Source organism: Halolamina rubra (assembly GCF_000739555.1).
Classification (GTDB): domain Archaea; phylum Halobacteriota; class Halobacteria; order Halobacteriales; family Haloferacaceae; genus Halolamina; species Halolamina rubra.
The window spans coordinates 1-20,369 of the sequence record NZ_BBJN01000009.1 but is presented as its reverse complement, the minus strand read 5'-3'; the positions used below and the strand labels follow the sequence as shown (position 1 = coordinate 20,369).

The window sequence follows — 20,369 nt, the reverse complement described above, 5'->3', positions numbered from 1 at the left end:
CGGCGCCGCCCACCAGCCCGCGAGCCAGCCCCGAGGTGGCGTCGATGACGCTGACGCTGTCGGACGAGGCCCGGCAGTACATCGGCGCCTTCGACGAGGCCACCGGCGTGACGCCGGTCGACTGCCTCGTCGACGACGACCGCGCGGTGTTCCTGATCCCCGCGGGCGAGATGGGGGCGGCGATCGGTCCCGACGGCCGGACGGTCGACGCCGTCGAGGAACGGTTGGGCACCCGCGTCGACCTCGTGGAGGACGCCGACGAGCCCGCCGCGTTCGTCGCGAACTGCCTCGCGCCCGCGGCCGTGCGTAACGTCACGCTCTCGACGCAGGGCGGCAGCACGGTCGCGTACGTCGAGGTCGCCCAGGCCGACCGCGGCGTCGCCATCGGCGCCGACGGCGAGTCGATCGAGGCCGCCCGACGGCTGGCCGACCGCCACTTCGACATCGACGACGTGCAGTTGGCGTAGGGCGCGACCGGCGCAGATCGGAGTAGCGGTACCTCTAACGCGCTCTCGAACCGTCTTCTCCTCCCCGAAAGGGGACGCTTAAGTGGCTCCGTCGAGGAGTTGGGGTATGGCGAACGGCAAATACGCCGCGCGCAAACTCAAGAAGGACCGCCAGAAGCGGCGGTGGTCCGACTCCGAGTACGCGCGCCGAGAACGCGGACTCAAGGAGAAGTCCGACCCGCTCGAGGGAGCGCCCCAGGGTCGAGGGATCGTGCTGGAGAAGGTCGGCATCGAGGCGAAGCAGCCGAACTCGGCCATCCGGAAGTGTGTCCGGGTCCAGCTCATCAAGAACGGGAAGCAGGTCACCGCGTTCTGTCCCGGTGACGGCGCCATCTCGTTCATCGACGAGCACGACGAGGTCACGATCGCCGGGATCGGCGGCTCGAAGGGTCGTGCGATGGGTGACATCTCCGGTGTCAACTACAAGGTCGAGAAGGTCAACGGCGTGTCGCTGATCGAACTGGTTCGCGGGAACGCGGAGAAGCCAGTCAGATGAGCGAGGAAGAAGCCGCCGAGGCCGAGACCGAGGAGGTCGACGCCGAGGCCGCGGAGGAGTCGTCCACCACGGGCGCCGACCTGTTCGGCGAGTGGGACGTGAGCGAGATCGAGTACTCCGACCCCTCGACCCAGCGCTATCTCAACGTGACGCCCGTCGCGCACACGATGGGCCGCCACGCGAGCAAGCAGTTCGAGAAGTCCGAGATCAGCGTCGTCGAGCGCCTGATCAACCGGCTGATGCAGACCGAGGACAACACGGGCCACAAGCAGAAGACGACGCGCATCGTGCGCGACGCCTTCGAGATGGTCCACGAGCAGACCGACGAGAACCCGGCGCAGGTGCTCGTCACGGCCGTCGAGAACGCCGCGCCGCGCGAGGAGACCGTCCGCCTGAAGTACGGCGGGATCTCCGTCCCGAAAGCCGTCGACGTGGCGCCCCAGCGCCGCGTCGACCAGGGGCTGAAGTTCATCGCGCAGGGCACGCTCAACGGCTCGCGCAACACGGCCACCCCCGTCGCGGAGGCGCTGGCCCAGCAGCTGATCGGCGCCGCCGACTACGACGTGAACGTCTACCCGATCTCCCAGAAGGAGGAGACCGAGCGCGTCGCGGCCGCGGCCCGCTAAGCGGTTCTCTCCCTCTCTCTCGTTCTCCAGCCCGCCAGCGGCGGCGCCGTCGATCCCGGCGGCGTCGACGCCGCGGGGAGCGCCGACGACAGAAGGCCTTTACTCCCGGCTCGAGGATAGCCGGACAATGGACCCCGACGTGCTCTCCCGCCGGACGATGCTGGCCCTCTCGACGATCGGTCTCGCGGGCTGTAGCAGCCCCGACGAGCCGGACGACTCGCCGACCGACTCGCCAGGTGGCGGGGGGACCGAGTACGACCCGAGCCTCGAACACGACGAGACCGCCTGGGACGGCTACGACCCCGACTGGTCGGCGCCGACCGGCGCCGCCGAGCCCGTACTCGAGATCGAGGTGCTGGCCGAGACGCTCGAGATCCCGTGGGACCTCTCCTTTGCCGGGGACGGCGAGCTGTTCCTCACTCAGCGCACGGGGCAGGTGCTGCGGTACGCCGACGGCGAGGTGACGCCGCTGTTCGAGCCGGCGGACGTCATCGACGCCGGCGCCGTCGAGCCCGGGAGCGACGAGGCCAGCTGGTTCGTCGACGGCGGCGAGGGCGGCACGATGGGGGTCGAAGTCCACCCGAACTACCCCGACGTGCCGCTCCTGTACGTCTGTTACACCGCCGACGTCGGCGAGGACGAGCAGGAGCTCGTCGTCCGGGTCGCCGCGTTCGACCCAGAGAGCGACCGGCCCGCGGAGCCGGCGAACGTGCTGCTCGAGGCGCCCGCACGGGAGGGGACCAGGGCGAACATCCACAACGGCGGCCGGCTGCGCTTCGGCCCGGCCAACTACCTCTGGGTGACGACCGGCGACGCCGGCGACGGCGACCTCGCGGCCGACCCCTCCTCGCCGGCGGGGAAGATCCACCGGCTCACCCCCACCGGCGAGGGCGCGGCCGGCAACGAGAGCGGCGGCGACCCGCGGGTGTTCACGCTGGGCCACCGCAACCCACAGGGGATCAGCTGGCTCCCGGACGCGACGCCGATCGAGAACGAGCACGGCACCGGCCCCGACGAGCTGAACGCCCTGGAAGTCGGGACGAACTACGGCTGGCCGGAGGCGGCGAGCGCGGAGGAGTACCCCGACACCGACTACCGCCCGCCGGTCGCGAGCTCGCAGGTCGAGGGTGCGACCTGGGCGCCGTCGGGCTCGACGTTCTACCGCGGCGACGCGGCGCCCACGCTGTCGAACCGCCTGCTCGTCGGCTGTCTCGTCCACCAGCGGCTGAAGGCGTTCACGCTGACGCCGCCCGACGGCGAGCCGCCGGCGCTGGGCGACACCGGCGTGCGCCACGACGCCGACTGGCTCGACGACGCCTACACGGTGACGAGCCACGACCTGCTGGTGAACGAGCTGGGGCGGATCCGCCACCTCGAGGAGGGGCCCGACGGCGCGCTGTACGCGATCACGTCGAACCGCGACGGGCGGGCGAAGGACCCGTTCCCGCGGGAGATCGACGACGTGCTGGTGCGGATCAGCGAGCCCTAGTCGGCGCCGACGTAGCTCCGGGTCACGTCGACCAGCGCCTTCCGGTACTCGCTCTCGGAGGGGTCGTCCGCCAGCGAGCGGAACGTCTCGGCGAAGCGCTCGACGCCGATCTCGGGCGCGTCGTCCGCGGCCGCGTGCGCGAGGTCGTAGATGCGGTGCCCCTCGTCGACGAGGTCGTGGCGCTCGACCAGCGCGAGCGCGAAGGCGGCGTTGACCGCGGTGATCTCCGGGTCCGAGCCGGGCGTCGCGAGCTGCCAGCCCGTCGGCACCGCGGGCGGGCGGTCGGCGACGGCGTCGGCCAGCCGGGACTCGAGGAACGTGACGAGCTTCCCACCGGGCGCGACCGAGAGCGTGATGTCGTCGGCGTAGATGTCCTTCATGTGGTTGGCGAGCTGGTGGACGTGGGTCAGCTTGCGGCGTTCGACGCTCTTGCCCGCCAGCGCGAGGAAGATCGCCTCCCGGGTCGACTGGTGGTGGGAGGGGTGTTCCTGCTCGTAGCGCGCCATGTGGGAGAGCTCGTGGAGCGCCAGCTCGCGAGCCATCGCGCTGGTCGCGGCCTGCCGGGAGATGTTGAGCACGTGGCGGTCCTCGTAGTGGCCCGCCCAGGTCCGCTCGTCCGGATCGTCGCGGACGCGGACGTGGACCGGCAGATCGATGTCGCTCTCTGTCTCGAGTAGGTCTGCTGCGCCGAGAAACGGCTCCGCGGGGCCGTTGTCGGGGAGTCGTATATCCATGTGTGTCAGTACCACGGGGTAGAGGGGGAAGACGGTTTCGGGGGGACCGGGTAGAAGGCGGCGACAGTCAGCCGCCGATTCCGGACCGGGTAGAAGGCGGCGACAGTCAGCCGCCGATTCCGAACGGTCGGAGGCGTCGACCCGAAATCACCCGCACGAACGGCCAAACCGCCGTGTGGCGGTGGCACACCCGGCTACGCGAAACACTACCCTTTTGACCCCGCCACGGGTACTCGACGGTAATGGGCCGACGCAAGAAAATTGTCCAAGAGTGTGAGCGGCTGATGGACAGTCCGGAGAACATCCGGAACATCGCCATCGCCGCCCACGTCGACCACGGGAAGACCACCCTTTCGGACAACCTCCTCGCGGGCGCGGGGATGATCTCCGAGGGGACGGCCGGCGAGCAGCTGGCGATGGACACGAAGGAGGACGAACAGGAGCGTGGGATCACCATCGACGCGGCGAACGTCTCGATGACCCACGAGTACGAGGACACCAACCACCTCATCAACCTGATCGACACCCCGGGCCACGTCGACTTCGGCGGCGACGTGACCCGCGCGATGCGTGCCGTCGACGGCGCGCTGGTGGTCGTCGACGCCGTCGAGGGCGCGATGCCCCAGACGGAGACAGTGCTCCGACAGGCACTCCGCGAGGGCGTGAAGCCGACCCTGTTCATCAACAAGGTCGACCGCCTGATCTCCGAGCTCCAGGAGGGCGAGGAGGAGATGCAGGAGCGCCTGCTCGGCGTCATCGCCGACGTGAACGAGCTGATCCGCGGGATGATCGAGGAGATGGACGACATCGACGACGACTGGACGGTGTCCGTCGAGGACGGCACCGTCGGGTTCGGCTCGGCGCTCTACAAGTGGGGCGTCTCGATGCCGTCGATGCAGCGCACCGGCATCTCCTTCGAGGACATCATCGAGCTGGAGCGCAACGACAAGCGCGACGAGCTCCACGAGCGCTCGCCGCTGTCGGACGTGGTGCTCGACATGGTCTGTGAGCACTTCCCCAACCCCGTCGACGCCCAGCCCCGGCGTGTCCCGCGCATCTGGCGCGGCGACGCCGAGTCCGAGCTGGCGGAGGACATGCGGCTGGTCAACGAGGACGGCGAGGTCGTGTTCATGGTGACCGACATCTCGATGGACCCCCACGCCGGCGAGATCGCGACGGGTCGCGTGTTCTCCGGCACGCTGGAGAAGGGCCAGGACCTCTACGTCTCCGGGACGGCCGGGAAGAACCGGATCCAGTCCGTCGGGCTGTTCATGGGGAGCGAACGCGAGGAAGTGGAGCGCGTCCCCGCGGGGAACATCGCCTCCGTCACCGGTCTGCGCGACGCCATCGCCGGTTCCACGGTCTCCTCCGTGGAGATGACGCCGTTCGAGTCGATCGAGCACATCTCGGAGCCGGTGATCACGAAGTCCGTCGAGGCTCAGACGATGGACGACCTGCCGAAGCTGATCGAGACGCTCCAGCAGGTCGCCAAGGAGGACCCGACGATCCAGATCGAGATCAACGAGGACACGGGCGAGCACCTCATCTCCGGGCAGGGCGAGCTCCACCTCGAAGTGATCACCCAGCGTATCGAGAAGGAGCAGGGGATCCCGGTCAACACCGGTGAGCCCATCGTGGTGTACCGCGAGCAGCCCCAGGAGGAGTCCCGCGAGGTCGAGGGGGTCTCGCCCAACCGCCACAACAAGTTCTACATCTCCATCCACCCGATGGGCCAGGAGATCGTGGAGGCGATCCAGCGCGGCGAGGTCTCCATGGACATGCCCGAGCTGGAGCGCCGCGAGGCGCTGCAGGACGCCGGCATGGACAAGGACACCTCCCAGAACGTGGAGACGATCCACGGCACCAACATCCTCATCGACGACACGAAGGGGATCCAGCACCTGAACGAGACGATGGAGCTGGTGGTCGAGGGGCTGAGCGAGGCGCTCGACGACGGCCCGCTGGCGGCCGAGCCCGTGCAGGGGACGCTGCTCCGACTGCACGACGCGCGCCTCCACGAGGACACCATCCACCGCGGTCCCGCACAGGTCATCCCGGCCGTCCGTGAGGCCGTCCACCACGCGCTGATCGACGGCGAGATCCGGCTGCTGGAGCCGATCCAGGACGTCCGCATCGACGTGCCGAGCGAGCACATGGGCGCCGCCTCCGGCGAGATCCAGGGTCGCCGCGGCCGCGTCGACGACATGTACCAGGAGGGCGGCCTGATGGTCGTCGAGGGCGTCGCGCCCGTCGAGGAGATGATCGGCTTCTCCAGCGACATCCGGAGCGCGACCGAGGGGCGCGCCTCCTGGAACACCGAGAACGCCGGCTTCCGCGTGATGGCGGACAACCTCCAGCGCGAGAAGATCATGGAGATCCGCGAGCGCAAGGGGATGAAGCTCGAGCTGCCCGAGTCGGTCGACTACCTCTAACTCCGCGGCGTCTGCGGTTTCTCTCCGCGCTTTTTCGACCCCGTAGCGACCGCTCACACACCCCGGGAAGGCTTTTACCGGCCCGGAAGCTCCGTCCACACGTGCTTGGTCCGTATCCGTTCGATCGAGGTGCCGTACAGCAATGAGTCGGCAGGACGGCGTCACCACCCACACGCTCCGGCTCGAACTCACAGACGAGCCCGGCGAGCTCAGGGCCGCGCTCGAGCCGATCGCCGAGAACGGGGGGAACCTGCTCTCGGTGTTCCACGAGCGGGGGAACCTCACACCCGGCGGGCGCATCCCCGTCGAGGTCGCCATCGACTGTCCCGCCGGCCGGTTCGACGACGTGATCGAGGGGCTGCGCGAGGAAGGCGTGACCGTCGTCGCCGCCGACGAGGAGTACTACGGCGAGGCGTTCCGAGTGCTGTTGACCGGCCACCTCGTCGACACCGACCTCTCGGCGACGCTGCGGGAGATCGAGAGCGCGTCGACGGTGTCCGTCGAGGAGCTCTCGCTGTCGGCGCCGGACGGCGTCGAGGCGGTCTCGAGCGCGTACCTGCGGCTGGGCGCCCGCTCGGGCGAGCGCGGCGCCGCGCTCGCCCGCGTCCGCGAGATCGCCGACGCGAAGGGACTGACCGTCGTCGAACCGCTGGAGGCGGGCTCGTGAAGCTCGCAATCGTCGGCGCCGGCGCCGTCGGCCGATCCGTCGCGGAGCTGGCCGGCGAGTACGGCCACGACGTGGTCGGGGTCGCCGACTCGACCGGCGCGGCGCTGGGCGATCCGCTCGACGTGGCCGCGGCGTTCGAGCGGAAATCCGAGACGGGAACCGTCGGCGACGAGCGCCACGACGACCTGCTCGGCGCCGACTACGACGTGCTGGTCGAGGCGACGCCGACGACGCTCGGCGACGCCGAGCCCGGCTTCTCCAACGCCGTCGCCGCGCTCGACCGGGACCGCCACGTCGTGCTGGCGAACAAGGGGCCGGTCGCCGAACGGTACGACGAGATCCGGGCCGCCGCCCGCGACAGCGCCGGCGAACTCCGCTTCGAGGCGACCGTCGGCGGCGCGATCCCCGCGGTTCGGACCGTCGAGGACTTCGGGCCGAGCCGAGTCGAGCGCGTCCGGGGCGTGCTCAACGGCACGGCGAACTTCGTGCTCTCCCGGATGGCCGCCGAGGGGCTGAGCTACGACCACGTGCTCGCGGAGGCCCAGGAGCTCGGCGTCGCGGAGGCCGACCCCACGTTCGACGTGGACGGCACCGACGCGGCGCTGAAAGGCGTGATCGTCGCGAACGTGCTCCGGGAGGCCCGCGGCGAGGAGGCGCTCTCGCTCGCCGACGCCGAGGTGGCGGGGATCGAGAAGCTCCCGGTCAGCGCGCTCTCGCTGGCCGGCGACGACGGCCGGACGGTGCGGCTGATCGCCGAGGCGTCGCCCGACGGCGTCCGGGTGGGCCCGCGGCTGGTGCCCCAGAACGGGACGCTGGCGGTGACCGGCACCCAGAACATCGTGCAGGTCGAGACCGCCCACGCCGGCCGGCTGAACCTCTCGGGTCACGGCGCCGGCGGCCCGGAGACGGCGTCGGCGGTGCTCTCCGACGTGGGGCGATTGTCGCCCCGCTGAGGGCAGAACCACGGTACAGTGGCACAAACCGCCGTACGCGGCCGGATTACGGTGGTGCGTATCGAAATGGTTTTACGGCGTTCTGCCGAACGTTTCCCCACAGCGCCTTTAGCGCGTGAATCCACCATGAGCGAAGACAAACCGCACCAGAACTTGGCCATTATCGGCCACGTCGACCACGGGAAGAGTACGCTCGTGGGCCGACTCCTGTACGAGACAGGGAGCGTCCCCGAGCACGTCATCGAGCAGCACAAGGAGGAGGCCGAGGAGAAGGGCAAGGGCGGCTTCGAGTTCGCCTACGTCATGGACAACCTCGCCGAGGAGCGTGAGCGAGGGGTCACCATCGACATCGCCCACCAGGAGTTCGACACCGACGAGTACTACTTCACCATCGTCGACTGTCCGGGCCACCGTGACTTCGTGAAGAACATGATCACGGGCGCCTCGCAGGCCGACAACGCGGTGCTCGTCGTCGCGGCCGACGACGGCGTCGCGCCCCAGACCCGAGAGCACGTGTTCCTGGCCCGCACGCTGGGTATCAACGAGCTCATCATCGGGATCAACAAGATGGACCTCGTCGACTACAGCGAGGACTCCTACAAGGAGGTCATCGACGAAGTCACGAACCTCCTCAACCAGGTCCAGTTCGCGACCGACGACACCACGTTCATCCCGATCTCGGCGTTCGAGGGCGACAACGTCGCCGAGGCGTCCGACAACACCGGCTGGTACGACGGCCCGACTCTGCTCGAGGCCCTCAACGACCTGCCGGAGCCGGAGCCGCCGACGGACGCGCCGCTCCGACTGCCGATCCAGGACGTGTACACCATCTCCGGCATCGGGACGGTCCCGGTCGGACGGATCGAGACGGGGACGCTCAACACGGGCGACAACGTCTCCTTCCAGCCCAGCGACGTGGGCGGCGAGGTGAAGACGATCGAGATGCACCACGAGGAGGTGCCCAGCGCCGCGCCCGGTGACAACGTCGGGTTCAACGTCCGCGGCATCGGCAAGGACGACATCCGCCGTGGCGACGTCTGTGGCCCGGCCGACGACCCGCCCAGCGTCGCGGAGACGTTCCAGGCCCAGGTCGTCGTCATGCAGCACCCGAGCGTGATCACCGCCGGCTACACGCCGGTGTTCCACGCCCACACCGCACAGGTCGCGTGTACGATCGAGTCGATCGACCAGAAGATCGACCCGTCGACCGGCGAGGTCGCCGAGGAGGACCCGGACTTCATCAAGTCCGGCGACGCCGCGGTCGTCACCGTCCGCCCCCAGAAGCCGCTCTCGATCGAGCCGTCGAGCGAGATCCCGGAGCTGGGGAGCTTCGCCATCCGCGACATGGGGCAGACCATCGCGGCCGGCAAGGTCCTGAGCGTCGAAGAGCGATAGATGCCCGAGCAACAGGCCCGCGTCCGACTGACGGGGACGAGCCCGGAGGATCTGGACGACATCTGCGACGACGTCCGCGAGATCGCGGAGAAGACGGGCGTCTCGCTTTCGGGGCCCATCCCGCTCCCGACGACGGAGCTCAACGTGCCCGCGCGGAAGTCCCCCGACGGTGAGGGGACGGCCACGTGGGAGCACTGGGAGATGCGGGTCCACAAGCGGCTGATCGACATCGACGCGGACGAGCGCGCGCTCCGCCAGCTGATGCGGATTCAGGTCCCGAACGACGTCTCGATCGAGATCGTCCTCGAGGACTGAGCGGCCTTCCGTTCTCACGTTTTCTCCGCCGGGTAGCGACGGCGCCGGTGACGCCCCGGCGACGAGGAAGCGCAACGTTCAAACCGCTCCCCCGCGTCGATTCGGGTGCGGGCTCGTAGATCAGTGGTAGATCGCTTCCTTCGCAAGGAAGAGGCCCTGGGTTCAAATCCCAGCGAGTCCACTCGCGTTACGCTCGTTCGGTAATCGCCACAAGGCGGCCCTTCTTTATATAACCACTACACCGTTAAAGTCGCGTATTCGCCCCGTCCTTCGGCGTCGATTGCCGGTTGTGTTTTGATGATTTCTTTGAGCGACCCGATAGCCGTATACCCGTTAGCAATAATGACGGCACGCGCGCCAATCACGTTCAACGGCGCGATGAGCAGGCGGTACTCATCAAACTACACCGATGAAGTACCTACACTCAGATGCGGAAACGCGCAACAGCGCGGTGGAACAAATCTGGTAGGATAGACTCACTCAATCGCCGGCCGTAGGTCACGCCAGCGAAAATCAGCCGTCTCCTCGTTTTCGAGTTCGACACGGTAAATCGTCGCGTCGCGGTCGTCGCCGGTCACTACGCCGCCGTCGTCGCCGAGTACCTTCACGACCGTTCCGTGAACCCCGTGGTACCGTTCGTGATCGGGATCTGTTTCGTCGGGAATGTCTACCCGCACGCGGTCGCCGTTGGTGAAGCGGTTCATTCGCGTTGGAACGCGATGAGGCGGGGATGTGGGTTAGTTCTTCTCACGTCTGCGGAGAAGTCCTAAGGGGAAAGACTCCACAACAGGTGACAATGTTCCAGATAGATGTTGGGACACTACTCCGAATTTCAACCGTATTGGTATCCCTTGGAGTAGTCTCTACCCCAATTCTCTACCCCCGCTACTCTCTGTTCTCACGTCGTTCGCGCAACGGCGTTCACCGACTTCAACAGGTACGTGAGGAACACGATGAAGTTCGACTTGCGTACTTAGAAGAAGGTGAGAATGGGTTCAAACAACTTGTTGAGGTCGCGGAGTTGATGTTTGGTTACAATGGAGACGCAGAGCGGCTTTGTTTGGCTGTTGGTAGTCCCAAAGACTTGGGAGAGTTCACCGGGTTCGGAATGCAGTACGGAATTGGGGACAATGGAGTACTCTACATTGAGGAAGCCGATGGTCAGAAAGAACTGCTCCGATGGGAGGCGTGGAGTCCAACAACCACCCTCGAACTGGAAAAGTTGTCCAGAGGCACTCGCCTAAGAGCGCAAGAAAGGAGCCACACGATTACAGTCGTCTTAGCAGTCTTGTGGGCAACCTTGTCTATTGTGACTGTCGTATAATCACTCCATCTCAGTCCACTCGAACCCACACGCCTCACAAGTGTAGTGTTCCTTTGTGACGGTCGGCTCGTCCTTCTCGAACATCCACACGTCGCGGTCGTCATCACAGCGCGGGCAAGGTTCGTCGGTCTTTTGAGCAACAGGCATAGTCAGTCGGGGAGTTCCTTCTCGCCGGCGAGGTAGCAGTCGAAGCACGGGAAGCCTCCTGAGAGTTTCGAGCAATCGCACTCCTCGCGTTCGTCGTCGATGACGCCGCCGGCCTCCTCGCGTCTTTCCTTGGGAATCACGCCACCATCGGCGCGAACCCGCTCGGCGAGGGTCTTGGAACCTATTCCTTCGGTGTCTTGGGTGGGGGTAGAGTAGTCAACAGCCGCTTGCAAAACGACCGGGCCGCCGATTGTTGCCAGCGCGACCTTGTGCTTGCAGTCGTACTCCTCGTTATACTTGTCAGCGGGACACTCGCACTCGGCGGGAACGAGAAGCCCGTCGCGATCTTCGACGCCGACGAGATACGAGTGGTCGTCTTTCTCACACCCGTAACTTGCGTTCGTCACTCGAACGAGGTGGGGTGCTTCGACGCCAAACTCGAACTGCTCCCACCCAACGCGCTTCGCCGTCTTCGCACCAAAGCTCAGTTCCTCAACGATGCGCTTATCAGCCGTAGTCGGTATATCTTCCATTGGCTTTCTCTCCACAGAAGGCCACCGTCCGGCGTCTCCAGCGCCGGGCGTTTTCCGAACAGCCACGCCCCGAGGGACGGCTACCTCCTCGGCTTTTCCTACGCAGGAAGCCCATATATAGTTTCCTTTGTAGGAAACAACTTTACGGCTACGGCTGATAACGGAGAGTATGAGCGATGAGGGCGGGGATTCACGACAGCAATATTCTGATGAGGAGTTCCTACAGGCGGTTCGTGATCGGCAACCTGCGTCCACAGGTGAGGTGGCAGACGTGGTCGGCTGTACGCGCCGGAACGCTGACTATCGACTGCGTCGGCTCCGCGATGAGGGCGCGGTTGACGCGAAAATGGTGGGGAACTCTCTTGTGTGGTTCCCGATAGAAGATCAGCCAAACCAGCAGAAAGACCGTTGAGAGAAACATATCGGTATCTTTATGCTGATACACGTTGTGTATAGAGTGAGGGCAATTCGGACGGAGTAATGTGGTTTTGCTGTGGTAGTTCGGTACGGCATTGCTGATTAGTATCGGTATCCAGAGTAGTTTGTCCGGAAGACTCGGTCCTATCTATACCGCGATGAGGGCGGGAGTGTTGGTTCAGTTCAGCGGTGGGATTCAATTCGTGAACTTCAGACCACAGCGGTTGGATCCACAGCAGAAGTGAACTCCACTACTCGAAGTCTATCCCGGCCTCATCGCAATTGGACTCGGTGAGTTAATCCTCTGAATTACTCCGCGAACTACCTCTCTCTGTTGTCTCTCTCCTTCTTTTCTGCCAATGCTCAGCAGATCAGCCGGGACTGCTTAAGCGAACACCCCCCTCCTCATCGCGTTAAGGATGGGGAAGAAACACGGACAGCGCCCATCGGTTAGGACACCGGGGAGCGGGCGTGTGCGCATACTTACGTAACCCCGCCTCAGTATTCTGTCGATTTTGACTGCAATCTCGGAGATCTACCATTCGACAGCTCTCGACGGATTCCAAGTGGGCAGCTTTTGTCGTCGCTTCACGCGTCGAATTTCTCGACATACGAGTCTCGGGAACTGAATGTATGCAGGATCTTGTAGGTGTGCTGTGGGTCTGTGCTATTCGACTACAACGACTGGTTCGCAGGGCGTCGCCGAGAAATCAAGGAGTGACTGGAAGACGACGATCAGGAGTATCGTGAGTATCTGAACGAGGAGTACGCCTACGTCTACCGGGGATGGGAGTTCACATCGGTGCCACCCGAGAGAGTGGGATCGGAGTAGTATAAAATTTACAGGATACTAAACTATCTGGTAGTTTGGGTTCTCATACTATCGCTGCGCCCAAAACCACGAGAGGTACCACGATGAGGGCGCGAGGATCGAGCCGGTACATCGCGTTGCCACTCTACGGGTTGCCATACTGTTCTACGTTCTCTGTGGGGCCACTCAGGAGACTGCCAAACGTGTACTCAATCCAAAATGCGACTCAATAGTACACTACGGAACTACAACCCACAGAGCTGTACCGTGGATAGTTCATATTCAACTCAAAGGTCTATATCTACAGCAAATCTGGAGTATAAGCCCCTGCCTCATCGCATTGAACTTTACGAGTTTAACTATGAGTTGTTGATGAGGAAGCACTCTGTAGTGGCCCATTAGTAGCGGCACACCGCAGAGCGCACGCGTGGGGCGCAAGCAGGAGGCTATGTGACGGTGAGTTGTGCCCCGTAGTGTAGAGCGATTCTAAGGCAGCTGACACTCTCGTGGTGAAATACTACGGGGGTTTGTGTACCCTACATCATCTCAAAAAAGAACCGCACAGGAGGCCGCACAGCGCGTTGTGTGACGTGGAGCATTTCAGCAGAGTTCAGACGATCTCAACACACCTTCGAGTGCTACGGACAGAGCAAGGTGAGAGAATCTACGTAAGGCAACACACGACCCACAGAATAATCCCACAAGGTTTCGAGAGGAAGTCTTCATTAAAGAAAACAAACTGCTCTGTGGGCTTGCTGTGCGTTTCGGATGGGATGCAGTAGGTGTTCTCCCATCGCTCGGCAGAAATAGAGGTGAAAATTTACTATATTTTTCTGGTAGTTCTCCCAATATACCTGATTACTTATGTATAACTCTCTCCTTTTGCACGGCATATTCCTCTCACTCACCTTTTTGACAAGCGAACGTATTGGGCTGATTAATGCCGGACGCCTCCGCTCTCCACGACTCCTTGCGTTCAATCGCTGAGCAGACGGACGAAGATATGAGCGAGCGGGACGTTGAGAATCTGTTTCTCGAACGCGGATTCTATGATGCCCTGGATTACGAGGGCACGGGCACGGATCTGAGAAGCGAGTTCACACTTCCCGACGACCGACGCCCGGACTACATTACTCTTGACTCGAACGAAGCTGTGACTGCGGTGTATGAGTTCAAGACGACAGGACGCGATCTACCCACTCACGAATCGCAGTTGTTCGGGTATATGGAGTTCTTGCGGGCCGAGTACGGAGTACTGACTAACGGGGAGGAGTTGCGGCTCTATCGACGCGGCGTCGATTCACCCCTCCTCGTGGCGTCGATGGCGTCGATTACTGAGAGTGATGCTCGCGACCTCGTGAGTGCGCTTCAGAAACGCGAGTTCGATCTAACGAGTGCGGATGACGTGAACCAGTTCCTCGAAGATCTCGACCCAATTCCCCTTGACGAGCAGGCCGAACTCGGGCAGGAACACTTTTTCGACACCTTCCGGCTCGAAGAAGGCAGTCCGTTCGCCGATCTCGTGACCGGGATGATGGACTTGCTCGAAGAACTCCGCGATGAGCGGGAAGCGAAGTTCGTCAAGGGGGCGTACGATTTCTGGGAAGCGACCTACGCGAGCGAACCGGACGAGGTACCAGACTCGTGGGAGCCGTTTATCGACGGAAACCAGTCGCTACGGGACTTTATGTTCTGTCTCGAAAGCGGCCACGCCCTCCTCGCGCGTCTCCTCCTTGCGAAAGCGACGGAAGACCACGACTTCTTCGCGGGAACCGGATACGACGGGATGGACGACTATTTCCGGGGCTTGCAGGGGTTCGGCCAAAGCATCAATCTCGACGCCTTCCCCGTCGCCGCCGACAACCTCATCGACGATATGCAGGATCAGTTAGTGGAGGGTCTGTTCCAAGACGACATTTTCGTGTGGTGGACTGATGGCTACGAGGAGCAACTTTCACGAGGGCACGAATCCGGGCCGAATCAGTTCGAGGCCGTCGCCGAGGGGCGGGGAGACTCAGATATTGAGCGAATTAGCCAGCCAACACGAGAACGTTTCAGCCGCGCCGTCGCCGAGGTCTTCTTCAACGTTCTCCGGTTCGACTTCGGTAACGTCGAAGGCGACCTCCTCGGCGACCTCTATCAACGGTACTTCGACCCGGAAACGCGCAAAGCCCTTGGGGAGTTCTACACTCCACAACCCGTCATCGACTACATTATGGACGGCGTCGGGTACGAGCGTGGCGTCTCAAACGAGCGCCTCATCGACCCGGCCTGTGGGTCTGGAACCTTCCTTGTCGAAGCCGTCGAACGATACCTCACAGAGGTAGAGCGGTATGAGGACGACCCGGACTGGAAAGACCACCTCCAAGACCTCTGTACGCGCCCCCGAATCGTCGGACTCGACATTCATCCGTTCGCCGTTCTGATGGCACAGATTCGGTTCGTCGTCGCAATTCTCCCGGCATACCGCGAAGCGAAGCAGTCCTACCCGGACTACACCATTCGCCGGCTCCCCATCTACCGAACGGACACCCTTCGGAACGAGCGCGAACTAACGGGAGCTGATCTCGGCGACGATGGGACGCGACAGATGACGTTCGATGCGATGACCGAGGACGAGCAGGACGTGAGGATTCCCGTCCCGCTCCCCGTCGAAGTTGACGAGGATGAAGTCGCAGAAACGGAAGACGGGTTCCTCGTTCGTCGCGTTCGGATGCCGCTATTCGACACCATTCAGTTGGAGACTGGTGTTGGGAACTTCGGGGAGTATTTCGCGGCTCTGCAAGGTGTACTGGACACCGTCAAAGACCATATGGCTCTCGCCGAGGAGTTCGGCGACGACTTCGACTGGACGTACCAGAGCGGCCTTGAGGAGCGAATCAACGAACACACCGATCAGGAATATTCGGGCGTGGAGGAGTTCTTCACCCCCTACGTCGAAGATATGCTTGAGAACGTTCGGTACCTCAAGGAGGAACACAACGACGGGCGGCTGTTCAAGATCTTCGAGGATACGGTACTGGCGCTGGTCGTGAAGAACTATATGGAGTATGACTACGTCGTGGGCAACCCCCCCTACGTCCGTATTCAGAACCTCCCCGACAGCCAGAAGGAAATGATGGATACCCTCTACGACGCGACGACGGGGAACTACGACATTTACTGTCCGTTCTACGAGCGGGGACTCGACTGGCTTCGAGAGGACACCGGCAAACTCGGATTCATCACGCCGAATCAGTTTATGGTCACGGACTACGGGGAAGGTCTTCGCCGTGTCCTGCTCGAAGATAGCGAAATCAGAGAGGTGTACGACTTCCGCGACTCCGGGGTGTTCGAGGACGCCACAAACTACCCGGCTATCGTCATTCTCGAAGACGAACCCGATGAGGCCGCGAGAGAAGACAACGAGATCCGATGCGTGAGGGTCAAAGCGAATACCGATGAGGAAAGTGACCGGGAGTTGGACGAGGCCATCATCGCGTCGGTACGCGAGAATCGAAGCGAGCCGGGGTACTCTGACGAGTTCATCGACGTGTTCGACTATCCACAGCGGAAACTCTCGGCAGAGGAATACTGGCCGTTGATGCCCCCCGAGGAGTTGCAGGTGTTCGAGAAGTTGGAAGCGGAAAGCACCGAGAATTTCGGCGAGATCACCGATGCCATCTTCGCGGGAACGCAAACGAGCGCGAATAAGGTATATCTGGTCAAGCCCGTCAATGCTGACCGGATTGAGCCGGAAGATGGGGGAGAAACAGTTCGTGTTGTTCCTACAGGTGAAAACCGCGAGTATGAGATTGAAACAGACCTTCTCTGTCCGTGGCTGAAAGGGAAAGACGTTGAGCGATGGCGGGGCGAATGGTCGGGCCTACACGTTATTCTCCCTCACTACGTCGAAGGAGAAGGAGACGACGCAACAACGAAGGCATACGATGCTGAGTATCTACAGGAAGAACTTCCGCTGACGTGGGACTACTTCGATGCCCATCGTGAACAGTTGGAAAGCCGGGAGAGCGGGCGAATGAGGGGGAGGGAAGATTGGTACGCGTTCATCTATCCAAAGAGTCACGAGCGATTCGAGAAGCCAAAGATTATCGGCGCACATATCTCCACAAAGGCTCGGTTTATGCTGGATAGCGAAGGGATGTGGTACTTCAAAACAGCATACGGTATCGAACTGGATGACGCATATCGCGACCTCACCGAGGAGATGGCTTGCCAACTCAACTCGAAGGCTCTGGATTTCTACTTCAAGCACATCACGACGGTCAAGATGGGTGGATTCTACGAATACCGTTCACAGTACGTCGAAAATCTTCCCTGCATCACCGAGGAGGATGCAGGCGTCTTCGGAACAATGCGTGAGCGAGCAGGAGAGATAGTTGACTCCATCGACCTTGACAGCAAGACCGACCGCTTCCCTGAAGCGTATCTCGGCGAATATGACGGGGAACTGGAATACATCTCCTACGAATGGCAGACCCGCAGGTATCCAGTCAACGCTGAAGTCCAAGGTGACGTGGAGGGAGACTTCACGGTACAAGCCGGGCGGTCGGACGTGATCAACGATCCTGCGATGTACTCCGAAGACCGTGAAGCCCGGATGAGCCGCGCCGAGTACGTCCACGCCGCCGTGGATGGTCGCAACGTCAAGAGTGGAGAGGAAACGACCATTCCCATCCCTCGGAGCGACGACGGCGTCGAAGAACTACTGAGCCGTCTCAATGACGACCGCGATGAGGTGGCGGCGACGAACATCGACGACCTCGAAGCAGAGATCGACGACGCCGTGTACGATCTGTTTGACTTGACGGAGGACGAGCGCGAGGTCGTGGAGGACTACCTCGAAGTGTTCTGACTGCTCCGCCTCATCGCACTTCGATCTCGCACAACTCACAAGAGGGTTATTCTCACTATGGAGCTGTATGAACGCAGGCCCACACAAGTTTTTAGCACAGAAACCAGATTCTCTCATTAACGTAATGAATCTGAATCCGGCCATACTCTTCTTCTCCATCGTAGGTGCCGTGTTCTCTTTCCTGATTTGGAGAAGTAGCGAATCCAGAGACCTCTACTCACAGCAAGAAATAATCCGAAATGAACATCTGAGCGATGAAGACGATGACCCGATAACGATTCCGTTCATCGTCAACAGCAGCCGGTTATTTTTGATTATCTCAATAGACTACATCAAATGCTACGAACCCGAATCCTCTCGTTACTACCGGGTCAAGCGGCTCATTTTCGGGAGTAATGGTAATACTATGGTCAAACTGTCGATTAAATGGAACGACTTCCCCGACGAGATGCCCGAACTTGGTGGTCTAAATCTGGAACGGGCCATCAGTCAGTTGGACGATACCGGAGAGTTTGACGGAAAGGTAGCCCGTTCGGGATTCAGTAAACAAGACATAGAGATATTCTCAACCCGGCCGAGAAAGGTTGACAGAGAACTCAAAACGTTCTTCAATTTAATCGAGGAGGCGGTCGAACAGGAGATCGAGGAACATCAAGCTGTGGAGGAGACTGAAGTGGGAGATGGGTGACTCCGGCTCCCCGCCTCCTCGCGTATCAACTCAGTCGAGCAAAACAGAACGGACTTCCAAGGAATTGGGGCTGTCGTCTTTTGTTCAGTGAATCAGATGCGTATTAGAGTGGGGTAACACTCTTTTTGATTGTGGATGGATAGCATCCTATGGTAGAATATGAAGAACGTGTTTATGCCGAGATACAGTTCACAAATGAAGAAGACACACCGGCTTCTGAATTAGCAGAATTATTGTCGCAACTCGAAGACCTATATCAGACATTTATAAGGAACTCAGGGGTAATCCAAGATATATCCCCATCTCAGATGAACGAAGAGGTGTTTTACGATGACACTGCCAGAGACACTTTCGTAGGCCGTCTCCATAGATACGGAGTATTAGGCGACATTCGCGATCTACAGCCACACTACGACCCACAGTCACGCGTACGTCGATATATCTACTTGAGCGATGAATATGAGGGCCTGAATATTAGGCGGATTCAAAAAGAAAGTCCGCTTCTAATTGGTCTAACTGGAAGCAGTCTATTTATCGCCGTGCTATGGGTCATCGGGGGTATTGAGTATCGGAGAAAAGAGGTGGTGCAAGTTGATGAAGAGGGGAACCAAGAGAAGGAAATAACTAAAGAGTTTAAATTTGATGCGACCTCAACGAAGGACTTAGTAGAAGAGATTCGGGAGTTCTTTGAGTGAATCTAAGTCAGACATCTATCAGGTAATCTTCTCGCCGTTCCATCTGCTCGTTTTTCGTCGCTTTGTCGTAGTGCTTGTCCATTACCTCGTGGCTCATATCCACGCGGTCAGCAGTCACGTCCTTCGGCTGACCAGCGTTCAAGGATTCCGTCACGTACCCCCGTCGAAGCGCGTGAGGACTCACGGAAGCAGGGCACTTACTCGCGGTATTGTAAGAGGTCGCTTCGCACTCATCGAGGTCGCGTTCCATTGGACACTCTCCTGTGTAGTGACAGGGGCGAGTCACCGTGTAGATGTTCCGCTGGATGGTGGAAGGTTCGCATCGTTTTCCGTGAGACGACGTGAGTAGCGGCGTGCGTCCGTGTTCATCCTCATCATCGGGATGGTTGAACCGAAGATAGTCCCGTAGCACGCTGGCAACCTCGTCGGTTATGCGCACGTCACGCTCTCCCCGACTCTTGTTCTTCAGCGGCGTTTCGGTTTCCGGTCGATGACGAACACGGAGGTATGGGTTCGCACCGTCCTCAAAGTCACGCTTGTCGAGTCCGTACAGCGAACTCCGTCGCATTCCGGTCTTCCACAGAACAGAGAAGATGACGTGACGGAGGCTCACGTACTCGTGCTTATCCAGATAGGTCAGAATCTCGGTCGCCTCGTCGCTCGTCAGGATGCTATCTGCAACCTCGTCCTCGCGGTTCGGCTTCGGAACACGAACCAACTGGTGCATCCCCTCGGGGACGGCGTCGATGTGTTCGCAGAAGTGGACAAACCCCTTGATGCAGGTCATATCGGTCTTGAGCGTGATTGTCTTCACGCGCTCCAGCCGCCACTCTTTGAACTGTTGTATTTCGTCGCTCGACAGCGTGTTGAGCGTCTTCACTCCTGCCTCATCACATAACCAATCACAGAAACCGTTTAGCGTGGTCTGATAATTCGACAGCGTCGAATCCGTAACGTCTGTAGATTTGTCTTTCAGGTAGCGGTTCATCGCTTCGTGCGGTGGGATTGCGTTCATTCTCGTACCTCGAATCACCGAACGCGCCCACGCAGTTGGATGCGGGCACGCAGAGTAGTGCATTGCGTGCCCTTCCTCACGACCGCTTGGCGGCCTCCCTTTGCGGTCTCGGGGGAGGCTATTCGCCAAGCGAAGAGGCCCTGGGTTCAAATCCCAGCGAGTCCATGTTTCTGCGCCGCGAGCAACGGTCGCGAGCGGCGCAGAACTCACACGAGCGGGATTTGAACCCCTGGAAGTCGCAGCGCCGAGCGAAGCGAGGCGACCGTCTTCC

19 protein-coding genes and 1 tRNA gene are annotated in these 20,369 nt (G+C 61.5%); 15 read left to right on the top strand and 5 right to left on the bottom strand.

Annotated elements, in window-relative coordinates; all coding sequences use genetic code 11:
* Nucleotides 1–44 precede the first annotated feature (44 nt).
* The 4 genes from ACP95_RS02165 to ACP95_RS02150 all read left to right on the top strand — a co-directional run bounded on the left by ACP95_RS02165 (nucleotide 45) and on the right by ACP95_RS02150 (nucleotide 3,117).
* Nucleotides 45–467 (top strand): NusA-like transcription termination signal-binding factor, encoded by a 423-nt coding sequence (locus ACP95_RS02165; RefSeq protein ID WP_049979637.1) that lies wholly within the window; start codon nucleotides 45–47, stop codon nucleotides 465–467.
* 106 nt (nucleotides 468–573) lie between these two features.
* Entirely contained in the window at nucleotides 574–1,002 is a 429-nt protein-coding gene (locus ACP95_RS02160) for a 30S ribosomal protein S12 (protein ID WP_049979636.1), read from the top strand.
* Nucleotides 999–1,628: a 30S ribosomal protein S7 gene (locus tag ACP95_RS02155; RefSeq protein ID WP_049979635.1), complete on the top strand. Its 630-nt coding sequence runs from the start codon at nucleotides 999–1,001 to the stop codon at nucleotides 1,626–1,628. The genes ACP95_RS02160 and ACP95_RS02155 overlap by 4 nt, the downstream gene beginning before the upstream one ends.
* Nucleotides 1,629–1,755: 127 nt before the next feature.
* Nucleotides 1,756–3,117: a PQQ-dependent sugar dehydrogenase gene (locus ACP95_RS02150; RefSeq protein ID WP_049979634.1), complete on the top strand. Its 1,362-nt coding sequence runs from the start codon at nucleotides 1,756–1,758 to the stop codon at nucleotides 3,115–3,117.
* On the opposite strand, the gene ACP95_RS02145 is transcribed toward ACP95_RS02150, so the two are convergent.
* Entirely contained in the window at nucleotides 3,114–3,851 is a 738-nt protein-coding gene (locus tag ACP95_RS02145) for a DUF5781 family protein (RefSeq protein ID WP_049979633.1), read from the bottom strand. The genes ACP95_RS02150 and ACP95_RS02145 overlap by 4 nt on opposite strands.
* 242 nt (nucleotides 3,852–4,093) lie before the next feature.
* On the opposite strand from ACP95_RS02145, the gene ACP95_RS02140 reads away from it, so the two are divergent.
* The 6 genes from ACP95_RS02140 (at nucleotide 4,094) to ACP95_RS02115 (ending at nucleotide 9,794) form a co-directional block, all read left to right on the top strand.
* Nucleotides 4,094–6,283 (top strand): elongation factor EF-2, encoded by a 2,190-nt coding sequence (locus ACP95_RS02140; protein ID WP_049979632.1) that lies wholly within the window; start codon nucleotides 4,094–4,096, stop codon nucleotides 6,281–6,283.
* A 142-nt stretch (nucleotides 6,284–6,425) separates the two neighbouring features.
* Complete coding sequence (locus tag ACP95_RS02135; protein WP_049979631.1) at nucleotides 6,426–6,950, top strand: amino acid-binding protein; 525 nt, start codon at nucleotides 6,426–6,428, stop codon at nucleotides 6,948–6,950.
* Nucleotides 6,947–7,903, top strand: a complete 957-nt coding sequence (locus ACP95_RS02130; RefSeq protein ID WP_049979630.1) for a homoserine dehydrogenase — start codon at nucleotides 6,947–6,949, stop codon at nucleotides 7,901–7,903. Before ACP95_RS02135 ends, ACP95_RS02130 begins: the two co-directional genes overlap by 4 nt.
* 126 nt (nucleotides 7,904–8,029) lie before the next feature.
* Nucleotides 8,030–9,298, top strand: a complete 1,269-nt coding sequence (gene tuf, locus ACP95_RS02125) for a translation elongation factor EF-1 subunit alpha (protein WP_049979629.1) — start codon at nucleotides 8,030–8,032, stop codon at nucleotides 9,296–9,298.
* Nucleotides 9,299–9,613 (top strand): 30S ribosomal protein S10, encoded by a 315-nt coding sequence (gene rpsJ, locus ACP95_RS02120; protein WP_049979628.1) that lies wholly within the window; start codon nucleotides 9,299–9,301, stop codon nucleotides 9,611–9,613.
* A 109-nt stretch (nucleotides 9,614–9,722) separates the two neighbouring features.
* A tRNA-Ala gene (locus ACP95_RS02115) sits at nucleotides 9,723–9,794 on the top strand.
* Between the two features lie 295 nt (nucleotides 9,795–10,089).
* Here ACP95_RS02115 and ACP95_RS02110 read toward each other — a convergent pair.
* The gene (locus ACP95_RS02110) at nucleotides 10,090–10,317 is read right to left on the bottom strand and encodes a hypothetical protein (RefSeq protein WP_049979627.1); all 228 of its coding nucleotides are present in this window, start codon (nucleotides 10,315–10,317) and stop codon (nucleotides 10,090–10,092) included.
* A 92-nt stretch (nucleotides 10,318–10,409) separates the two neighbouring features.
* On the opposite strand from ACP95_RS02110, the gene ACP95_RS15540 reads away from it, so the two are divergent.
* Entirely contained in the window at nucleotides 10,410–10,937 is a 528-nt protein-coding gene (locus ACP95_RS15540) for a hypothetical protein (protein WP_154018420.1), read from the top strand.
* On the opposite strand, the gene ACP95_RS15965 is transcribed toward ACP95_RS15540, so the two are convergent.
* Both ACP95_RS15965 and ACP95_RS02105 read right to left on the bottom strand, forming a co-directional pair.
* Nucleotides 10,938–11,084: a hypothetical protein gene (locus ACP95_RS15965; RefSeq protein WP_202593753.1), complete on the bottom strand. Its 147-nt coding sequence runs from the start codon at nucleotides 11,082–11,084 to the stop codon at nucleotides 10,938–10,940.
* Between the two features lie 2 nt (nucleotides 11,085–11,086).
* Nucleotides 11,087–11,617 carry an SWIM zinc finger family protein gene (locus ACP95_RS02105; RefSeq protein WP_049979626.1) on the bottom strand — a complete coding sequence of 177 codons (531 nt, stop codon included), beginning with the start codon at nucleotides 11,615–11,617 and terminating at the stop codon, nucleotides 11,087–11,089.
* A 169-nt stretch (nucleotides 11,618–11,786) separates the two neighbouring features.
* On the opposite strand from ACP95_RS02105, the gene ACP95_RS15110 reads away from it, so the two are divergent.
* The 4 genes from ACP95_RS15110 (at nucleotide 11,787) to ACP95_RS15535 (ending at nucleotide 19,083) form a co-directional block, all read left to right on the top strand.
* Nucleotides 11,787–12,029, top strand: a complete 243-nt coding sequence (locus ACP95_RS15110; protein ID WP_082224540.1) for a winged helix-turn-helix domain-containing protein — start codon at nucleotides 11,787–11,789, stop codon at nucleotides 12,027–12,029.
* Nucleotides 12,030–13,785: 1,756 nt separating this feature from the next.
* Entirely contained in the window at nucleotides 13,786–17,700 is a 3,915-nt protein-coding gene (locus ACP95_RS02100; RefSeq protein WP_049979625.1) for an Eco57I restriction-modification methylase domain-containing protein, read from the top strand.
* 124 nt (nucleotides 17,701–17,824) lie between these two features.
* Nucleotides 17,825–18,388 (top strand): hypothetical protein, encoded by a 564-nt coding sequence (locus tag ACP95_RS02095; RefSeq protein WP_049979624.1) that lies wholly within the window; start codon nucleotides 17,825–17,827, stop codon nucleotides 18,386–18,388.
* 149 nt (nucleotides 18,389–18,537) lie between these two features.
* Nucleotides 18,538–19,083, top strand: a complete 546-nt coding sequence (locus ACP95_RS15535; protein ID WP_154018419.1) for a hypothetical protein — start codon at nucleotides 18,538–18,540, stop codon at nucleotides 19,081–19,083.
* 7 nt (nucleotides 19,084–19,090) lie between these two features.
* Here ACP95_RS15535 and ACP95_RS02090 read toward each other — a convergent pair whose 3' ends face one another.
* Nucleotides 19,091–20,098 (bottom strand): tyrosine-type recombinase/integrase, encoded by a 1,008-nt coding sequence (locus ACP95_RS02090; protein ID WP_202593752.1) that lies wholly within the window; start codon nucleotides 20,096–20,098, stop codon nucleotides 19,091–19,093.
* Between the last annotated feature and the right edge of the window lie 271 nt (nucleotides 20,099–20,369).